This is a genomic window from Streptomyces sp. GB4-14, from assembly GCF_022696125.1.
In the GTDB taxonomy this organism is placed as follows: Bacteria; Actinomycetota; Actinomycetes; order Streptomycetales; family Streptomycetaceae; genus Streptomyces; species Streptomyces werraensis.
This window is the reverse complement of sequence record NZ_RZHO01000002.1, coordinates 291,673-310,023: the sequence shown is the minus strand read 5'-3', so window position 1 is coordinate 310,023 and position 18,351 is coordinate 291,673. Positions and strand designations below refer to the sequence as shown.

The window sequence follows — 18,351 nt, the reverse complement described above, 5'->3', positions numbered from 1 at the left end:
TCGCACGGCGACGGGGTCCTCCCTGCAGGCCGACCACCGGGCCGGCCCCGCCGCACCCCCCGAGGAGATCGGCATGACCGCGACCTACACCTTCGACGTCTTCTCCAGCCTCGACGGCTACGGCGCCGCAAGCGGCGACTGGACCGGCTACTGGGGCAAACAGGGCCCGCAGCTCCTCGACCACCGGCTCGCCCAGTACGCGGAGGAGCAGCGCATGGTCCTCGGCGCGAACACCTACCGGGCCTTCGCCCGGATGCTGGCCGAGAGCACCGACGAGTCGGACGTCCGCGACCCCTGGGTCACCCGCATGCGCAACCTGCCGGCGACCGTCGTCTCGAACACGCTCCAGGGCCCCCTGGACTGGCCGGACGCCACGGTCGTCAAGGGCGACGCCGTCGACGTGGTGGCCCGCCTGAAGGAGGAGTCCGACGTACCGCTGCGTTCGCACGGCAGCCTGTCGATGAACCGTGCCCTGATGGCGGCCGGCCTGGTCGACCGCCTCCAGGTGACGCTCTTCCCGGTCGTCACCGGCCGCACGGGCCTGGACCGCATCTTCGAGGGCGCGGCCGACTTCGACCTGGAACTCCTGGGACACCGCACCCTGGACGACCGCATCCAGGAACTGGTCTACCGGCCGACGCTGCACTGACGGCAGGCTGCCTTCGGGTGATCCGCACACCCGTGTCATTCTCACGGGCGTACGCCGTCGCCCCGAGGAGCTCCGATGCCCGCCGCCGCCCGCCCCCGCATCCTGTACGTCACCGATCTGGCCTACCCGGCCCGTGGGCGGCGGTACTGCGACGAGGACATCTTTCTCACCTCCCGGCTGCGCGAGGAGTTCGGCCTCGCTCTCTGTCATCCGCGGGACGCCGCCGCGCTCATGGGCGGGTTCGACGCGGTGGTCGTGCGGAACAGCGGGCCCGTGCTGGGGTATCTCGACGCCTACGAGGAGTTCCGCGCACGGGCGCTCGCCACCGGTGTGCCCGTCTACAACCCGCTCACCGGGCGCGGCGACATGGCCGGCAAGCAGTACCTGCTGGACCTGACCGACGCCGGGATGCCGGTGATCCCCACCGTCGGCCGGCCCGAGGACCTGCACCGGCTGCCCCGCGCGGAGCGGTACGTCGTCAAGCCGCGGCTCGGCGCCGACTCGCACGGACTGCGCATCGTCCCCGCAGCCGAGGCGTCCGCCCCGGTCGACGGCGACGTCCTCGTGCAGCCGTACGTCGACTTCGCCTACGAGGTCTCGTTCTACTTCGTCGACCACGACTTCCAGTACGCCCTCCACGCTCCCGATCCCGCCGCGCGCTGGCGGCTGGAGCCCTACCGGCCCACCCCGGGCGACCTGGAGTTCGCCCGGCGGTTCGTAGAGTGGAACACCCTCGGCCACGGCATCCAGCGGGTCGACGCCTGCCGGGCGCCGGGCGGGGAGCTGCTGCTGGTCGAACTGGAGGACCTCAACCCCTATCTGTCGCTCGACGCCCTCGACGACGCCACCCGGGACGCCTTCGTCGCCGCGATGGCGGACTCCCTGCACCGCTTCCTGCGGGACACCGAGGGCGCCGTCGGCTGAACCGGCCGGGCCCCGGTCACGTATCTCTCGCCGTAGGCGGCTCAACTCCCGCGTCAGGCACGGAAGGAGAGCGATGTGACCACCCCACCGGGGTCCGGGCCCCCCGAGGGGCCGCCCCTCGAACCCGTCCGCGTGCTGCGCGCGCGCCGCACCGACGCGCTCGCCGAGTTGTTCCGGGAGGTCGAGCGGGGCGAGGGCGACCACGAGGAGGTGCCGCCGAACCGTCCTCCGGCCGGGGCGGAGGACGTGACGCAGGAGCTTCCGCCGGTGCCGGGCGGCCCGCCGCCGGAGTTCGCCCGGCCGTCACGGCTGCGCAGGGCCGCGCCGGCCCTCGTGGTGGCCGTCGCCGCGCTGGCCGGGTTCGGCGGGGCGCTGCTCTTCACCGAGCGGCCCGCCGACGACCGCGCCACCGCCCCTGCCTCGCCGCCCACGACCGCCGCCCCCGCGCCGCCGCGGACGGCCGCCCCCGCCGAGGACGGCTTCCTGCGCGAGGGCGACTCGGGCCCGGAGGTCGCCGCCCTCCAGGAACGCCTGCTGCGCATCCCGGACGTCTACCGCGACGGCACGACCGACGGCCGGTTCGACGCGACACTCCGCGAGGCGGTCGCCCGCTTCCAGCTCTGGTACGGCATCCGCGGTGACGAAACGGGCGTCTACGGCGACGACACCCGCCAGACCCTGGAGTCGCGCACGGGCGGCACGTAGGCGCCCCTTCCGGGGCACCGGCACCCGCCCGGACCCGGCCGGACGATCCGCCTGTCTGCCGGGGACCAGGCTCCGTAGGCGGTCGGGATTCGCACGGGCCGGGGCCAGCACGTCCCTCGGGCCGCGCGGGGAGCCCGGACACCCGTGGCGCGGGCTGCCTGGGTGGCGGGGCCGCGTGGGCCGGGGGAGAGGACCGGCACCCGCATCGTCAGGTGCCACCGAGGGCGAGGCCTTCACGACCGGACTCCGCGGTCGGTCATGTCTCACGTCCCGGGCCCCGGGACGCTCATGTCTCGTGCGGGCCGGGGCCCCGCATCCCCGGTCCGCGCCCCTCATGTCTCCCGCGGCACGCGGATGTCCAGCACGCACACGTCGTCCCGCCGCTCGTCCTCCAGCATCGCGTCCAACAGCGTGCGCAGGGACCCGGGGGTGTCCTCGGGGTGGGCCGCCGCCGCGTCGGCGAGACGGGTGAAGCCGAGGTCGATGTTCTCCGGGGGACGTTCGACCAGGCCGTCGGTGTACAAGAGGAGCCGGTCACCCGGTCGCAGGCGGTGCTCGCTCTCCTCGAAGTGGGGGGCGGAGGTCGCGCCCAGCAGCATGCCACGGGGCCGCCGCAGATACGTCGCCTCGCCGTCGCGCAGCAGCAGCGGCGGCGGGTGGCCGGCCTGCGCCCACACCAGCCGGCGGTCCGCCGCGTGGTAGCGGGCGAGGACCATCGTCGCGGTGCCGTGCGCGTCCCGGGAGTGCAGCAGCAGCGAGTTCAGCCGGGACAGCGCGCCCGTCAGCGACGAGCCGGTGCTCACCATGCCCTTCGCCGTGAAGCGGAGCTGCGCCATCGTGGCGACCGCGTCCACACCGTGACCGGCCACGTCCCCGACGACGAACAGGGCGTCATGGTCGGGCAGTTCCACGGCGCTGAACCAGTCACCGCCGACATGGATGCCGGCCTGCGCGGGCAGGTAGGCGACCTCGGCTCGCAGCCCGGCCAGATCGATCACCTTGTCGGGCAGCGGCAGCAGCGCGTTCTGCAGCCGGGCCACCAGGACCCGCTCGGACTGGAGCACGTCGTGCTGGGTGAGGATCGCCCGCTCGCTCTCCACCAGTGCCAGTTCCGCCCGGCGCCGCGCGGTCAGGTCCTGCACGACGCCGTGCACCTCGAACGGGGTGCCGTGGGCGTCCGCCACCACCTCCGCGACCAGCCGCAGATGCCGTACGCCGCGCCCGCCGCGGATCCGGAACGGCGCGTCGAAGGGCCGGCCCTCGCGCAGCAGCGTCTCGACGGCGGCCCGCAGCGCGGTCCGGTCCTCGGGCAGCGCGAGCCCGGGCAGGCCGTCGAGCCTCACCGGGCCGTCCGCCGGGTCCCGGTCGAAGATCTCGAAGACCTGAGCCGACCAGGACACCTCGTCCCGCGACAGGTTCCAGTTGGCCCAGCCGATGTTGCCCAGCCGCTGCAGTTCCGCCAGCCGCTGCTCCTGCCGGTCCGAGGAGGCGTGCCGCAGCCAGGCGACGACCAGCGCGTCCTCGAGGCGGGTCACCCGCACCGAATAGGCGGCCAGGCCCAGGACGCCGTCCACGGACTCCTGGTGCGCGAACGGCTCGCTCTCGTACGGCCCGCCGCCGGCCAGGACGTCCAGGCAGCCCTGCCACACCGGCAGGTCCGTGAGGTCCGGGCGCACCTCCCGCAGCCGCCGCCCCGTCGGGTCGCCGGAGGAGGCGCCGAGGAGGTCGGCCGCCTGGGCGGTGGCCGCGTCGACGCGGAAGTCCTCCACGTCGCCGGAGGACGAGACGACGGGGGTCAGCAGCATCGCCGGGACCGGCAACGCCGCGAACAGCGACCGGACGGCGTCCGCCTCGGCCTCGCGGACCGGCGCCGCGGAGGAGGTGAAGCTGCGCAGGCGTCCCGCGCACAGCCGGACGACGCCTCGCAGATGTGCGCGGTCGCGCGTCGTGAAGGCGCCCGGGCGTCCGCGCAGCACGCCGATGCACACGTCGGAGCCGTCCCCGCCGCGCAGCGGCAGCCAGACCCGGGACTGCCACCGCTCGGGCGGCTCACCGATCAGCAGGTAGCGCGTGCTGTCCCGGGAGAAGTCCTCCAGCCAGCGGGGCTCGCCGGAGCGCAGGGCGTCCACGACGGCCATCCCGCTGAACGGGGGCACGTGACGCCAGCGGGCGGCCAGCCCGTCGTCGAGGCCCGCATGCCCGGCGAGCTCGAGGCTGCCGCCGGACCGGCGGACGTAGATCATCACGGACTCCGCGTCCAGGTCCGGGGCGAGATGGTCCAGCAGGCACCGGGCGAGGTTGTGGGGCGTGTCCACGTGGACCAGGGCGCGCCCGAGGCGGCTCAGGGCGTCGGCGACGTCGTCGGGCGCGGAGAAGGGTTCCGGCGCGTCCGTCGCGGATCCGCCGTCCCCCTGCGGACGGGGTGCGGACGCCTCGTCGCACGGGCGGACGGGCGTCAGCTCGCCCAGGGTGATCCAGCACTCCTCCAGCAGGGTGCGGCGGGCGGCCTTGGCCCGCGCGTGCAGGACCTCTTCGGCGACGTCCGCGGTGGAGCCGTCCAGGGCCATCACGACGCCCTTGGCGCGCTCCATGACGACCGACGTGGCGGCTTGTTCGCGCAGTCGGTCCATCTCGGCCCGCTGCCGGGCGACGACCCTGGCCAGTTCCGCCACGTCCGGGACCGTGCCGGACTCGACCGGGGCAACGCGATGGCTCTTCACGCACCGAGCATGGCACACCTGCGTGTATTCGTTGACAGGCTTGTTCTCTCCGCCTTCCGGCCGGGCCGGGCCAGGACGGTACGGACGCGCCCGCGCGGGACCGGCCCGCACCGCACGGGGGCGGGAGGAGGCCGGGCGGGCCCACGCGCAGGGCGTACGGGCCGCGCGCGGCGCGTGCACGCGGGCACGGGAGCGCGGCGGCCGGGCCGGGCGTCGTCAGCGGACGCTCTCGCCCAGCGCCCGGGTGACCGCCCGCACGCTCCGCGCGATGTGCTGGAGCTGCGTCAGCTCGGCCGCGTACAGCTTGATCGTGTGCTCGATGGCGCCCTCGTGCAGGCCGAGGCGGGGCAGGTCCGCGCGGGCGGTCTGCAGCGCGGTGCGCGCCACCCGTATCTCGTGCTCGACCTGGATCTGGGCGTGCCGGGCCAGCAGCACGGGGTGCCGGACGAACGCCGGGTAACTCGCGTAGCGCGCCGGGACCAGCTCGCGGAGCCACTTGGCGGCCGAGCGTTCCCAGTCGTAGCTTCCGGGGGTCTTCACCTGGCAGGGCCAGTCCGGTCCGAGGCGCGTGGACGTCAGGGGCATGATCTTCGCTTCCGGGTGTACGGCGTCGCCGGCACGGGCGACGGGGTGGGGCGGCCCCGGTCTAGGGGATGACCGGGACCGCCACGGGTGGCCGGGCAGGGGAAGCCCGGCCGAACACCCTGGCCGCCGGAGCGGGTGGAGACCGGCGGCCCAGGGCGTTCGTGCGGGTGCCCGGGGGGACCGGTGCGGGCGGCCGTGGCGACACATGGGTGCGGCGCATGGCGGCCCTCGGCCTCCCGGGCGGGCGGGTGCGGTGGGTGGAGCGCGGTCCGGAGCGGCCGGGCCGCGATCCGTGAGCAGTATTTATATATGCCGTCTGCTTGGCAAGACGCATGAAAACATTCATGCCTTATTCAAAGTGCGCGATGCCCCGCGGGAAGCCCCGAACCGGCGGTGACCGGAAGCGGGGTGACCGAGGCGCCGGACTCAGTCCCGGAGGAAGAAGTGGTGCTCGTCGGCGACCTGCTCGTAGTCCTCGAGCCGGGCCTGCGTCCGCTCCGGGTCGGCGTCCGTCATGGCCTGCAGCAGCGCCGCGCACATCACACCGGGCGCCGCGTACGAGTCGAAGACCAGGCGGGAGCCGGTGCCGGTGGCGAAGGTGACGTCCGCCTCGTCGACGAGCGGTCCCAGCGCCAGGTCGGTGATCAGCGCGACCTTCAGCCCGGCGCTGCGCGCCACCCGCACCGCCGTCAGCGTCTCCTGGGCGTGCCGGGGCATGGAGAACGCCAGCACCCACGTCCCGCCCGCTTCCCGCGACTGCAGCAGCGCGTCGTACGCCACGCTGCCGCCGAGCGTCACCAGCCGCACGTCCGGGTGGATACGGCGGGCTGCGTAGGCGAAGTACTCGGCGAGCGACACGGAGATGCGCAGACCCAGCACGGTGAGCGGGGTGGAGGCGGACAGCGCGCGGCCCACCTCGATGACGCGGTCGGTGTCGGCGAGATCGCGGCGCAGATTCTCCAGGTTCTCGATCTCGGCGTCGACCGCCGCCTGCAGTTCGTTCCCCCGAGGCTCCTCGGCCGGACCGGCGCCGCCTCCCGGCCGGGTGCCGAGGGTGATCGACTGGAGCTTCTCCCGCAGCGCCGGGTAGCCGCTGAAACCGACCGCCGACGCGAACCGGGTCACCGACGGCTGGCTCACCCCGACCCGGTCCGCGAGATCGGTGATCGACAGGAACGCCGCCTCGGTGATGTGCTCGATCAGGTACTGCGCGATGCGCCGCTGGCCGGGGGAGAGCCGGGGGCGGTCGAAGAGGGCGCGGAGCTGGGCCGTGGGGGACAGCTCCGACTCCTGGCCCGCCTTGGCCGAGGTGATCGCGGATGCCTGTGCGCGTGCCTGCTGCGGCGATGGCACCGGTGCGCCTCCCTTGTCTCCCACGAGGGTTCAACATAGCCCAACCCCTCACGCCACCAGCGCGGTCACCGACGGGGACCGGCCACGGAGTGCGACCGCCGACGGCCGGCACGCCGTCCGCTCCGGAGCGCGGGAAGGCGCCGGTGCCGCATCGGTGCACGCACCAGGGGCAGCACCCGGGAAGGGCCCGCGAGAACGCCCGGAAAGCGCGCGGCGAAGACCGCCTGGGCCTCGCGGGGGATATCCCCGCCCGCTCAGGGAACCCGGCCACTCAGCGCCGCACGGCGACACCGTGCCACCACGGATCGCCGCCGCGGCCGCGCAGAGACATCGCACCCCCGGCAAGACGAGGAGCACCGCGGACATGACCGTCCCCGAGGAGAACCGGCCGAAGACGCACGACACCGACGAGACCCTCGAGTCGCGGCGCGAGGGTGACGCGCAGGCGCAGGGCGGCACCGGCCGGACCATGCGCGAGGCGCTGGAGGAGGCCGAGATCAAGCCCGACGACTACGAGGAGCGGTAGGACCTGACCTTCGGACCACGCCGCGGGCACGGGGGCCCGTCCCCGGCCGCGCGGCCTGGTCCGAACGCCATGCCCGCCGCACCACCCGCCCCCGTCCCGACGCGACCGCATATCGGCAGGTGACAGCATGAGCGCACTCAGCGCGCTGGAAACGGCACTGGAGAACCGATGGGAGGCCCTCTGGGCGAGGATGTCCGGGCGTGATCCGCTCGAACTCGTCGACGCCCTGCGGCGCGAGTGCGACAGCAACGCGGTGGTGTGCCGAGCGGGAAGGGTGATGGTCCCCAACGCCTACGACGTCGAACTGTCGGCCCCCGTGCACGACGAGCTCACCCGGCGCGGCGACAGCGTCGGCCAGGTGCTCACCGACCGGCTGGCCCGGCACGCCGCCCGCAACGGCTACGAATGGGCGGGCCCGCTCACCGTGCACGTCCGCCGCTCCGCCGAGGTGCCCAACGGCCGCTACCGCGTGGCCAGTACGGTGATGCGGCACGTGAGCGCGGTCGGTTTCCGGCGCGCGGCCCAGCCGGTCGACGGCTGAGGTGCGTGCGTGAGCCGGTGCGACCGGCTCACCTCCGGTAGATCGTGATCGAGTGCCCCACCTGATCGATCCGCCTGCTGCTGTCGATGAGTTCGGCCAGCCGCCCGGTCGCCTTGGCCGCCGCGGAGTCCGACACCACCAGCACCCCGTGCACCGCGTCGGGCGGTACCCGGCGCGGATCGCGGGCGTCGATCCCGTAGTACGCGGGCAGGCCCGCCCCCTTGTACACCAGCCAGATCCGCTCGCCCCGGTACCGCTCGTCCAGCCGGTCGGCGAGCCGGCCGAGGTCCTGGCCCCAGTCGACGTTGGAGTCGTGGAGCCGGTACCTGGTCCGCTCCGGACCGCCGAACGCCTCGTTGGAGTACGGCAGATAGAAGGGGAACGTCCGCAGCGAGCTGACGGCGACGAACACCACCATCGCGCCCGTCACCGCCGGCGCCCACCGCCACCGCACGAGCACCACGCACCCGGCGGCCACCGCGAGGAACATCGGCAGGAACACCGCGTACCGGGTGCCGAAGTCCCGCGACCCGTACATGGCCGCGGCCAGCAGCACCGCGGGCGCCGCCAGCAGATACGGCGCCGCGGGCCGCAGCGGACGCAGGACCGTCACCGTCACCGCGCCCGCCGCCCACAGCGCCAGCGCGCCCAGCGGCGTCTTCACCAGCAGAGCGACCGGCAGGTAGTACCAGAGCGACCCCGTGTACAGCCTTCCGAGGAGAAAGCCCTGCCAGGGGCGGTTCTCCAAGCCGAACTGCAGCCGCACGCCGTCCCGGAACGGCTCGGGCAGCGGCAGCAGCCGGACGGCGAGGCCGCGCGGTCCGCCGACCGCGGGGATGGGCTGCGGCGGCTCCCACCGCAGGCGGGGATCGACGGCCAGGTACGCCACCCACACGGCGGCGCACGTCGCCAACACGAACACCGCGGCCCCGCCGGCCGCCCGGGTCACCCGGCGTGACCCGGCACACCACACCGACACCGCCGCGACGGCCGTCAGCACCGGCAGCGCGGGCAGCACGCTCATCTTCGTGGCCACCGCCGCCCCGAACGCGCCGCCCGCCAGCGGCACGTACAGTCGCGGCCTGGTCCGGGCCCGCCACAGCAGCCACGCCGACGTCAGCACGAAACCGGCGGCCGGGACGTCCAGGGTGGCCAGCGAGCCGTGCGCGATCACGTCGGGGGAGAGGCAGTAGAGGGCGAGCGCCACCAGCGCGCCCGCGCGGCCCGCCAGTTCGCGCGACAACGCGAACACCACCAGTCCGAACGCGAGCGTCAGCACGATCACCGGCAGGCGGGCCCAGAACATCACCCGCCACGGGTCGTTGCCCGACCCGTACAGCAGCCTCCGCCCCAACTCGGTCTGATCGCCGGCGAATCCCGGCTCCAGACGCGGCTCGGCGACCGACACCCCGGCCGCGATCACCAGCTTGCCGAGCGGCGGATGTTCGGGATTGAAGCGGAGGCTGTGCTCGTCCAGGTAGACCGCGGCCGTGCCCACGTACACGGGTTCGTCGATCGTCGGCGTCTGCCGCAGGGCGGCCGTGACCATCGCCACGGCCATCTGCCCCAGCAGCAGGACGACCAGTACGGGCACGCCCCACCGCCGCGCCCGCACCGTCACCTGACGCCTCATGCGCCCCACTTTGGCACCGACGCGCCCCCGGCGTGCGTCATCGTGCCGTTTCCGCCGAGCGCGGTGCCCGCGCGGCCAGTCGCTCCAGCGCCCCGCCGGTCAGCCGGCACACCGTCCATTCCTTCAGCAGCTCCGCGCCCAGGGACTCGTAGAAGGCGATCGCCGGTTCGTTCCAGTCCAGCACGACCCACTCGAACCGCTCGAAGCCGTGATCCCGGCAGATCGCCGCCAGCTCGGCGAGCAGCGCCTTGCCGTGCCCGGCGCCCCGGGTGCGCGGGCGGACGTACAGGTCCTCCAGGTGCATGCCGCGCGTGCCCGTCCAGGTCGAGAAGCGCGGGAACCACAGCGCGAAGCCCACGACGTCACCGGTGGCGTCGTCCTCGGCGACGAGGACGGAAGCGGCGGGGTGCTCGCCGAACAGCGCGGCACGCAGCTGGTCCTCGGTGGCGCGGGCCTGCCCGGCGGCCTTCTCGTAGGCGGCGAGTTCCCGGATCATCGCGTGGATCTCGGGGACGTCGTGCACGGTGGCTGCTCTGATCATGGACGTGAGCCTGCTGTGCGGGACGCCTCCGCGTCCACCCGGTTCCGCCGACCGGACACGGCCCTCAGGTCAGTTCCTCCACCGGCACCACCAGGTCCGCGCGGTCCCGGGTCGCCGCCACCAGGGCCGCGTTGCGCTCGTCGGAGCGCTCCACCCAGGCGACCGCCTCCTCGTGCGCCTTGCCGAACCGCTCGTGACGGGTGATCAGCCGCCGCACCCGCCGCTCCTCGTCCGCCGCGCAGAACCACACCTCGTCCAGCAGCGGGCGTACCCGCCGCCACGCGCCGGTGCCGAGCAGCAGGTAGTTGCCCTCCGTGACGACGAGGCGCGCGGCCGGGGGCACGGGAACCGCCCCGGCCAGGGGCTGCTCCAGCTCGCGTTCGAAGCCGGGGGCGTACACCACCTCGTCCGCCTCTGCCTCGTCCCGCAGCCGTCGCAGCAGCGCCGCGTACCCGGCCGCGTCGAAGGTGTCGGGGGCGCCCTTGCGGTCCCGGCGGCCCAGCCGCTCCAGCTCCGCGTCGGCGAGGTGGAAGCCGTCCATGGGAACGTACGCCACCCACGGCTCGCCCGTGCCGTTCAGCTCGCGCACCAGGCGTTCCGCGAGTGTGGACTTGCCCGCGCCGGGGCTGCCGGCGATGCCGAGGATCGCGCGCCGCCCGCCCCGGGGGAGGGCGCGGGCGCGGCGGAGGAGGTCGTCGAAGGTCAGCGCCACACGGGAGAGTGTGTCATCCGGGAAGCCGCACCCCGCCACCCGTGTGGCCCGCGCCACTCACTGTCCCGGCCCGTACGGGGAACGGTGACGGTATGACGGATCTGGGTCTGCCCGAAGACATCGAGGCGTGCCTCTTCGACCTCGACGGCGTCGTGACGAACACGGCCGTCGTGCACGCCGCCGCGTGGAAGGAGATGTTCGACGCCTTCCTGCGGGAGCGGGACGGCGAGCACTTCGCGCCCTTCACCGCCGCCGACTACGACGCGTACGTGGACGGCAGGCCGCGCGCCGACGGGGTGCGCACCTTCCTCGCGTCCCGGGGCGTCGAGCTGCCCGAGGGCGGCCCTGACGACCCGCCGGCCGCCGCCACCGTGCACGGGCTGGGCAACCGCAAGAACGAGCTGCTGCTCGCGAGGATCCGCACCGACGGCGTGGAGCCCTACGACTCCACCCTGCGCTATCTGCGCGCCGTCCGCGCGCACGGCCTGCGCACCGCGATCGTCTCCTCCAGCGCCAACTGCCGTGACGTGCTGCGCTCGATCGACGCCGAGGACCTCTTCGACGTACGGATCGACGGGGTGGTCGCCGCCGAGCGGGGCCTGCCGGGCAAGCCCGCGCCCGACACCTTCCTCGCCGCCGCCCGCGAACTGGGTGTGGAGCCCGCGCGGGCGGCGGTGTTCGAGGACGCGCTGGCCGGCATGGACGCCGGACGCGCCGGAAAGTTCGGGTACGTCGTCGGCGTGGACCGCGTCGGGCAGGCCGACGCCCTGTACGCGCACGGCGCCGACCGGGTCGTCGGCGACCTGTCCGAGCTCGGGGGTGACGCGTGACCCGCGGCGACCGCTGGTACGACATCGACCCCTGGACCGTGCGGGAACGCGGCCTGGACCTGGAGCGGCTGCCGCAGAGCGAGTCGGTGTTCGCGCTGTCCAACGGCCACGTCGGCTGGCGCGGCAACCTCGACGAGGGCGAACCGCACGGCCTGCCCGGCTCCTACCTCAACGGCGTCCACGAACTCCACCCGCTGCCCTACGCCGAGGCGGGCTACGGCTACCCCGAGTCCGGGCAGACCGTCATCGACGTCACCAACGGCAAGGTGATCCGCCTCCTCGTCGACGACGAGCCGTTCGATCTGCGCTACGGAAGTCTCGTCCACCACGAACGCACCCTCGACCTGCGCCGGGGCGTGCTGACGCGGGTCTGCGAGTGGACCTCGCCGGCCGGTTCCACCGTCCGGGTGCGCTCCACCCGGCTGGTGTCCCTCACCCAGCGGGCCGTCGCGGCCGTCGCCTACGAGGTGGAGCCCGTCGACAGCCGCACCCGGGTGGTGGTGCAGTCCGAACTCGTCGCCAACGAGTCCCTGCCCGGACCCGACGGCGACCCGCGCGCCGCCCGCGCCCTGCGGTCCCCGCTGGAGCACGAGGAGGACTTCGCCCAGGGCGGCCGGCTGCGGCTGGTGCACCGCACCCGGCACAGCGGCCTGCGGGTCGCCGTAGCCGCCGACCACGTCGTCGACGGGCCTGGACGGACCGTCACCGACAGCGAGAGCGACGTCGACACGGCCCGGCTGACGGTCACCTCCGTGCTGGAGCCGGGCGAGCGGCTCCGGGTGGAGAAGTTCGTCGCCCACGGCTGGTCCGGCGTCCGCTCCCGTCCCGCGATGAGCGACCAGGTGGAGGCGGCGCTGGCGGCCGCCGCGCACAGCGGCTGGCAGGGCCTCCTCGACGAACAGCGCGACTACCTGGACGCGTTCTGGAGCCGCGCCGACGTGGAGGTCGACGGCGACGAGGAGATCCAGCAGGCCGTGCGCTTCGCCCTGTTCCACGTCCTCCAGGCGGGCGCCCGCGCCGAGCGGCGCGCGATACCCGCCAAGGGCCTCACCGGCTCCGGCTACGACGGGCACGCCTTCTGGGACACCGAGGTGTTCGTGCTGCCCCTGCTGATCTGCACGGTGCCGCAGGCGGCCGCCGAGGCGCTGCGGTGGCGGCAGAGCACCCTGCCCGCCGCCCGGGAGCGCGCCGCCCAGCTCGGCCTGCGCGGCGCCGCGTTCCCCTGGCGCACCATCCAGGGCCCCGAGGGCTCCGCGTACTGGCCGGCCGGCACGGCGGCCTTCCATGTCAACGCGGGCATCGCCGACGCCGTCGTGCGGTACGTCCAGGCCACCGGCGACGAGCGCTTCGAACGGGACACGGGCGTGGAGCTGCTGGTGGAGACCGCCCGGCTGTGGCGCTCCCTGGGCCACCACGACGACCGGGGCGTCTTCCACATCGACGGGGTCACCGGACCGGACGAGTACAGCGCCGTCGCCGACGACAACACGTACACCAACCTGATGGCCCGCGCGAACCTGCTCGCCGCCGCCGACGCGTGCAAGCGGCACCCCGACCGGGCGGCCGCGCTGGACGTCGACGAGGAGGAGAGCGCGAGCTGGCGGGACGCCGCGGAGGCCGTGCACCTGCCGTACGACGACGAACTCGGCGTGCACGAGCAGCACGCGGGGTTCACCCGCCACCAGCGGTGGGACTTCGCCTCCACCCGTGCCGACCAGTATCCGCTGATGCTGCACTTCCCGTACTTCGACCTCTACCGCAAACAGGTGATCAAACAAGCCGATCTCGTGCTCGCGATGCACACCCGCGCCGACTGGTTCGAGGAGCGCCACGACGAGGAACAGATCGCCCGGAACTTCGCCTACTACGAGCCGCTGACCGTCCGCGACTCCTCCCTGTCCGCCTGTGTCCAGGCCGTGATGGCCGCCCGCACCGGACACCTGGACCTGGCGTACGCGTACACCGCCGAGGCCGCGCTGATGGACCTCGCGGACCTGGAGCACAACACCCGCGACGGGCTCCACATCGCCTCCCTGGCCGGGGCGTGGACCGCGCTGGTCGCCGGGTTCGGCGGCATGCGCTGGGACGACGACGGCCTCCGCTTCGCACCCCGGCTGCCGCCCGGACTGCGCCGGCTCGCCTTCACCCTCGGCCACCGGGACCGGTGCCTGCACGTGGAGATCACCGCCGGGCGCGCCACGTACCGGCTGCGCTCCGGACCGCCGCTGACCCTCCGTCACCACGGCAGGGAGCTGACCGTCGGCGTGGACGCCCCCGTGGAGGTTCCCGTGCCCGTGCCCGCCCCGCGGCGGTCGCCCGAACAGCCCCGGCACCGCCGCCCTCACGCGCGCTGACAATGCGTTCAGATGATTTTCGGCCGTGTACCGCCTGCGTGGCCGACCGGTACGGGTTAGCTTTGGCCATGATTCCCTCATATCCGTCTTCCCCACGACGTGGGGCCCAAGGGGCTCATGGTGGGGGACGGCACTCCAGACCGGCGGCAGCGAAGGACGGACGATGACCCACGGCGCCGGCGCCCCGCCGACCGTCAACCGGCGGAGCGACGAACGCTCACGGCCCGCCGGCCCGAGAACAGCACACGACGCACGGCCGCTCGCGGTGCTCGCCGTCGTGTTCACCCTGGCGCAACTCGTCGTGACCCGGCCGACCTTGGGCCTGGGCTGGGACGAGATCGTCTACACCAGCCAGGTCACCACGCACCACCCGGCCGCCTTCTTCAGCGCCCCCCGCTCCCGTGGCGTCTCCCTGCTGGTCGCGCCCGTCGCGTCCTGGTCCGACTCCACCGTGCTGCTGCGGATCTACCTCGCGGTGCTCTCCGGACTCGGCCTGTACCTCGCCCTGCGCGTCTGGCGCGGCCTGTTCCCCACCCGCGTGCTGGTCGTCGCCGGCGCCTTCTTCGCTTCCCTGTGGGTGACCCTCTTCTACGGTCCCCAGGCCATGCCCAACTACTGGGTGGCCGTCGGCGCGCTGATCGCCGTGGGGGCATTCCTGCGCCACCGCGAGGACCCCTCCTCCGCGGGCATGCCGTGGGCCGTCGTCGCGGGGGCCGCGCTCATGGCGTGGATGCGGCCCACCGACGCCGTGTGGGTCACGCTGCCGCTGCTCGTCCTCGCGGCGGTGTGGCGGCGTCCCCGCCTCCTGGCGGCCGTCGTGGGCGGACTGCTGGCCGGCGGGGTGCCGTGGGTGATCGAGGCGTACGCGTCGTTCGGCGGCCTCTCCGAGCGGCTGGCCGAGGCGTCCCGCATCCAGGGCGGACTCGGCCTCCACATGGCCGTCGACGACCAGCTCCGCAGCCTCGGCGGACGCGCCCTGTGCCGCCCCTGCACCGGGGAGATGCCCCACCCGGTGATCACCCTGTGGTGGTTCGTGCTGCCGGTCCTCGCCGTGCTCGGCCTGGTCGTCGCCGTACGGGCCGGCCGCGCCCTGCGCACCGCCGTTCCGCTGGCCTGCGCCGCCACCGCCGCGTTGCCGTACCTGTTCACCATCGCCTACGCGGCGCCGCGCTTCCTCCAGCCCGCCTACGCGCTGCTCGCGATCCCCGTCGCCGGCGCCCTGTGGTACCTGGTCACGGCGCCGCGCGGGCGGTGGCGGACGGTCCTGCGCACGGTGGTCGCGGTGGGCCTCGCGGGGCACCTGGCGGTGCAGCTGGCCGTGGCGGTGCACACCGCGAACCGCTCCGCCGCCGGCCGTGAGGACTGGGCCCGCACCGCCGAGGGACTGCACCGGCTCGGCGTCAGACCGCCCTGCCTGATCACCGGCCACGAGTCCATCCCCATCGGCTACTACACGGGCTGCTCCTCCGGCGCGACCGCCGGGAACAACGAGAACATGACGGCCGAGGACATCCGGCGCACCGCCGAACGCGTCCCGGTCGCCGAGATCACCCGCGCCGGCAGCAGGCCCAACGGCTACGCGCGGACCTGGCCCGTCCACCGAGTCGAGGACTACGACGTCCGCGTCGCGCCCGCCCCGGACACCCCACGGGAGTGAGATCCAGGGGTTTTGCCGCAGGCCGGGCAGCTCACGGGGTTAGAGACCGTTTCAGCGGATACGCGGATCGGACACCGAGACGGCACGAGCCGACGCAAGCCGACAGGGAGGACGCCATGGGCTCCGAACCGATGGGGGACGACGTCTACCAGCCCACCGGGAGCAACGAGCAGCAGGAGGATGGCGCCCCGCTCGACATGCAGGACGCCCTCGACGAGCGGGACTACGACGACATGCTCGACGAGGGTTACTCACCGCCGGAGAAGGCGGTGGGCGTCACCAAGCACGGCGTCACCGCGGCCGAGCAGCACGACGGGGAGACCCTGGACGAGCGGCTGGCCCAGGAGGTGCCGGACCCCTCCGCGGAGACCGGCGACGGGGTGGGCGACCTGCCGGGGGGCGAGGGCGAGCCGGTCGACCCGGAGGCGGGCACCGCCCGGGCGGGACGCCTGGTCGCGCCGGACGAGGGCGCGCACACCGACACCACCAAGGAGTCCGTCGCCGACGACGTCGGCATCGACGGCGGCGCGGCGGGCGCGGAGGAGGCCGCCATGCACGTCGTGGAGGACGAGACGGAACTCCCCGACGACCGCTCCTAGGCGCTGTCGGGGACGTGTACGACGCCGTCGGGCCCGATGCACCGTGTGTGCACCGGGCCCGACGGCGTCCCGCTGCCGAGGGAGCGGGGACCGGGCCGTGCGGTGGCCTACGGGAGGATCTTCTCCATCGCGGAGGGACCCTCCTCGGCCAGCTTCCGCCTGGCCCACTCGATGTTCTGCGGGGTGAGGTCCTTGCCACTGGCGAGAACCAGGTCTTCCGGCGACACCTCGGTGCCGGTGCGGGTGTGGAGCAGGCTGTCCGGGGTGGCGCGGTCCTCGCTCTGCCGGGACGCGTCGGGCTGGGACGTCGACATCTTCGGGCTCCTCGGGTCCGGATCGCTGATACGGCCCGGCGCCGGGCGCCGGGTCCCGTACTCAGCCTTCACCGCGGAGGCCCGCCGTGCATCCGGAACGCCCCGGGCGCCCGCCGTCGGGCGCCCGGGCCCCGGGTGCGGGGCCTCCCCGTGCATGCCGGGGTACCGTGCCCCGCCCCGGGGAAACCTGCTCCCCCCGCTCACTCGAAGGGCGTGAGCGTCAGCCGCAGGGCGGTGGGCGCCGTGTCCTGGATGTACGAGGCGAAGTCCGCCACGTCGTCGAAGGCGAAGCCGTACGCCCTGCCGTCCTCGGTGGCCGTGTGCATGGCCTTGGAGTAGTGGTTGGTCAGCTCGGTCAGGTAGAACTCGGCGGGGTCGGTGGTGGGCTGCTCGGGGTGGCTGAGCAGCGTCGAGCGGTTGAAGCCGGCGCCCAGGATCGCGGCGACCGGGCCCGTGGTGCCGTCGTTGGGCGCGGCCAGGGCGCCGTCGCAGAACAGCACGTCGCGGGTGGACGGCTTGTCGAACGCGACCTGCGCGGGCCCGTCGAAGGTGAACCGGTCCCCGCGCACCCGCCCGGTGAAGGTGCCGGCGTTGGTGGTGACCTTCAGGTCCCGGCCGGTGTAGGTGCTCCAGACCTCGTCGATGTAGGGGGCGAAGTAGTCCTCGGCGAACAGCCCGGCGTCCAGGCCGTGGCCGGGCGCGATGATCCGGGTGTCGTCCACCACCAGCCGGTCGAAGCCCTCGGTCCCCTTGACGGCGGCGAACGCCGCCGCGCGGCCCCCGGGCCGGACCGTGCCGGTGGTCTGGTCGTCGGCGCCGGTGAGACGGATGCTCAGCGGCACGCTGAACATGTCGACCATGGTGGTGTTGCAGAACAGACCGGCGGAGTTGTACGTGAACTCCGCGCAGTCGTGCAGCACGCCGAAGTTCGGGTCCGAGGAGACCCATCCGGCCGGGTACTGCAGCGCGGCCGCGCCGTTGCCGTCCGCGACGGCCTTGAACTTCAGCTTCTCTCCGAGCGCGACGTAGATGCGGCCGGACATGTACGGCAGTGACAGCGTTGTCTCGTTGCCGGAGAGGCTGATCGCGTAGTCGGTGAAGCCGTCCGCGCCGTTGTCCGCCAGGTCGATGGGGGCGAGTGTGCCGTCGGGCGTGAGCCGGACCTGGCGGCCGTCGGCGTTGCCCACGACGTACAGGTGCACCGAGGCGTTGTCGAAGGAGCCGCTGTCGTTGACGATCGTCAGCGGCAGCGAGGCGGCCGCCTTCGTGCCGGACCCGCCCTCACCGGACTGGTCGGCGAGGGCATGGGGGGCGATCGCCGCGGCCGCGGGCAGCGCCACGGCGGCTCCGCCGAGGGCGAAAAGCAGCTTGCGGCGGCCGAGGGTGCGCTGGTGCCGGGGAGTCATGTGGGGGGTCTCCAGAGTGCTCGTGCGGTTGCGGTGGGGGCACACCGGACCCGACCCGTCCTGGAGACGCGTGAGAGCGCTCTCAGGCCGCGCGTCGGGACCGGCGCGCGGCACCGATGGTAGGGACCGGGGCCGGGACCGCCAACGGGTCCGACTTGTCCCTGCGCACCCCCTGACCTGCGCCTACTTGAATGCACGACAGAGTGCGCACGATCGCTTAACCGGTCCTTAAGGATCGTTTAAGCCGGCCCGCGCGAGCCGTGCACGCAGCGCACAGGCCGCACTCCGCCGGGTGTCGGACG

17 protein-coding genes are annotated in these 18,351 nt (G+C 73.8%); 9 read left to right on the top strand and 8 right to left on the bottom strand.

Going from position 1 to position 18,351, the window contains the following annotated elements:
• Positions 1-73 precede the first annotated feature (73 nt).
• From ELQ39_RS02740 to ELQ39_RS02730, 3 genes are all read left to right on the top strand, one after another.
• On the top strand, positions 74-649 hold the full coding sequence (locus ELQ39_RS02740) for a dihydrofolate reductase family protein (RefSeq protein ID WP_242590860.1): 576 nt from the start codon (positions 74-76) through the stop codon (positions 647-649).
• A 75-nt stretch (positions 650-724) separates the two neighbouring features.
• Positions 725-1,573, top strand: a complete 849-nt coding sequence (locus tag ELQ39_RS02735; RefSeq protein WP_242590859.1) for a hypothetical protein — start codon at positions 725-727, stop codon at positions 1,571-1,573.
• Between the two features lie 75 nt (positions 1,574-1,648).
• Positions 1,649-2,278 carry a peptidoglycan-binding domain-containing protein gene (locus tag ELQ39_RS02730; RefSeq protein ID WP_190002021.1) on the top strand — a complete coding sequence of 210 codons (630 nt, stop codon included), beginning with the start codon at positions 1,649-1,651 and terminating at the stop codon, positions 2,276-2,278.
• A 332-nt stretch (positions 2,279-2,610) separates the two neighbouring features.
• On the opposite strand, the gene ELQ39_RS02725 is transcribed toward ELQ39_RS02730, so the two are convergent.
• The 3 genes from ELQ39_RS02725 to ELQ39_RS02715 form a co-directional block, all read right to left on the bottom strand.
• Positions 2,611-4,998 carry a SpoIIE family protein phosphatase gene (locus ELQ39_RS02725; RefSeq protein WP_443334326.1) on the bottom strand — a complete coding sequence of 796 codons (2,388 nt, stop codon included), beginning with the start codon at positions 4,996-4,998 and terminating at the stop codon, positions 2,611-2,613.
• Positions 4,999-5,214: 216 nt separating this feature from the next.
• Positions 5,215-5,583: a hypothetical protein gene (locus tag ELQ39_RS02720; protein ID WP_190002022.1), complete on the bottom strand. Its 369-nt coding sequence runs from the start codon at positions 5,581-5,583 to the stop codon at positions 5,215-5,217.
• 426 nt (positions 5,584-6,009) lie between these two features.
• On the bottom strand, positions 6,010-6,936 hold the full coding sequence (locus ELQ39_RS02715; protein ID WP_190002023.1) for a MurR/RpiR family transcriptional regulator: 927 nt from the start codon (positions 6,934-6,936) through the stop codon (positions 6,010-6,012).
• Between the two features lie 364 nt (positions 6,937-7,300).
• On the opposite strand from ELQ39_RS02715, the gene ELQ39_RS02710 reads away from it, so the two are divergent.
• A complete protein-coding gene (locus ELQ39_RS02710; RefSeq protein ID WP_167338208.1) occupies positions 7,301-7,462 on the top strand; it encodes a hypothetical protein in 162 nt (53 codons plus the stop codon).
• Between the two features lie 127 nt (positions 7,463-7,589).
• A complete protein-coding gene (locus ELQ39_RS02705; protein WP_242590858.1) occupies positions 7,590-8,003 on the top strand; it encodes a DUF3662 domain-containing protein in 414 nt (137 codons plus the stop codon).
• A 28-nt stretch (positions 8,004-8,031) separates the two neighbouring features.
• Here the strand turns inward: ELQ39_RS02705 and ELQ39_RS02700 are convergent, their stop codons facing one another.
• From ELQ39_RS02700 to ELQ39_RS02690, 3 genes are all read right to left on the bottom strand, one after another.
• Entirely contained in the window at positions 8,032-9,636 is a 1,605-nt protein-coding gene (locus ELQ39_RS02700; protein WP_242590857.1) for an ArnT family glycosyltransferase, read from the bottom strand.
• Positions 9,637-9,673: 37 nt separating this feature from the next.
• On the bottom strand, positions 9,674-10,177 hold the full coding sequence (locus tag ELQ39_RS02695; RefSeq protein ID WP_225625663.1) for a GNAT family N-acetyltransferase: 504 nt from the start codon (positions 10,175-10,177) through the stop codon (positions 9,674-9,676).
• A 64-nt stretch (positions 10,178-10,241) separates the two neighbouring features.
• The gene (locus tag ELQ39_RS02690) at positions 10,242-10,889 is read right to left on the bottom strand and encodes a nucleoside/nucleotide kinase family protein (RefSeq protein WP_242590856.1); all 648 of its coding nucleotides are present in this window, start codon (positions 10,887-10,889) and stop codon (positions 10,242-10,244) included.
• 92 nt (positions 10,890-10,981) lie between these two features.
• Here ELQ39_RS02690 and ELQ39_RS02685 point away from each other — a divergent pair, with 92 nt between their 5' ends.
• The 4 genes from ELQ39_RS02685 (at position 10,982) to ELQ39_RS02670 (ending at position 16,329) form a co-directional block, all read left to right on the top strand.
• Positions 10,982-11,719 (top strand): HAD family hydrolase, encoded by a 738-nt coding sequence (locus ELQ39_RS02685; protein ID WP_242590855.1) that lies wholly within the window; start codon positions 10,982-10,984, stop codon positions 11,717-11,719.
• Positions 11,716-14,073 carry a glycoside hydrolase family 65 protein gene (locus ELQ39_RS02680; RefSeq protein ID WP_190002029.1) on the top strand — a complete coding sequence of 786 codons (2,358 nt, stop codon included), beginning with the start codon at positions 11,716-11,718 and terminating at the stop codon, positions 14,071-14,073. Before ELQ39_RS02685 ends, ELQ39_RS02680 begins: the two co-directional genes overlap by 4 nt.
• Positions 14,074-14,236: 163 nt before the next feature.
• The gene (locus ELQ39_RS02675; RefSeq protein WP_242590854.1) at positions 14,237-15,730 is read left to right on the top strand and encodes a hypothetical protein; all 1,494 of its coding nucleotides are present in this window, start codon (positions 14,237-14,239) and stop codon (positions 15,728-15,730) included.
• 116 nt (positions 15,731-15,846) lie between these two features.
• Complete coding sequence (locus ELQ39_RS02670; RefSeq protein ID WP_190002031.1) at positions 15,847-16,329, top strand: DUF5709 domain-containing protein; 483 nt, start codon at positions 15,847-15,849, stop codon at positions 16,327-16,329.
• Between the two features lie 107 nt (positions 16,330-16,436).
• On the opposite strand, the gene ELQ39_RS02665 is transcribed toward ELQ39_RS02670, so the two are convergent.
• Positions 16,437-16,643 (bottom strand): hypothetical protein, encoded by a 207-nt coding sequence (locus ELQ39_RS02665; protein ID WP_190002032.1) that lies wholly within the window; start codon positions 16,641-16,643, stop codon positions 16,437-16,439.
• A 200-nt stretch (positions 16,644-16,843) separates the two neighbouring features.
• Positions 16,844-18,049 (bottom strand): glycoside hydrolase family 64 protein, encoded by a 1,206-nt coding sequence (locus tag ELQ39_RS02660; RefSeq protein ID WP_225639846.1) that lies wholly within the window; start codon positions 18,047-18,049, stop codon positions 16,844-16,846.
• Between the last annotated feature and the right edge of the window lie 302 nt (positions 18,050-18,351).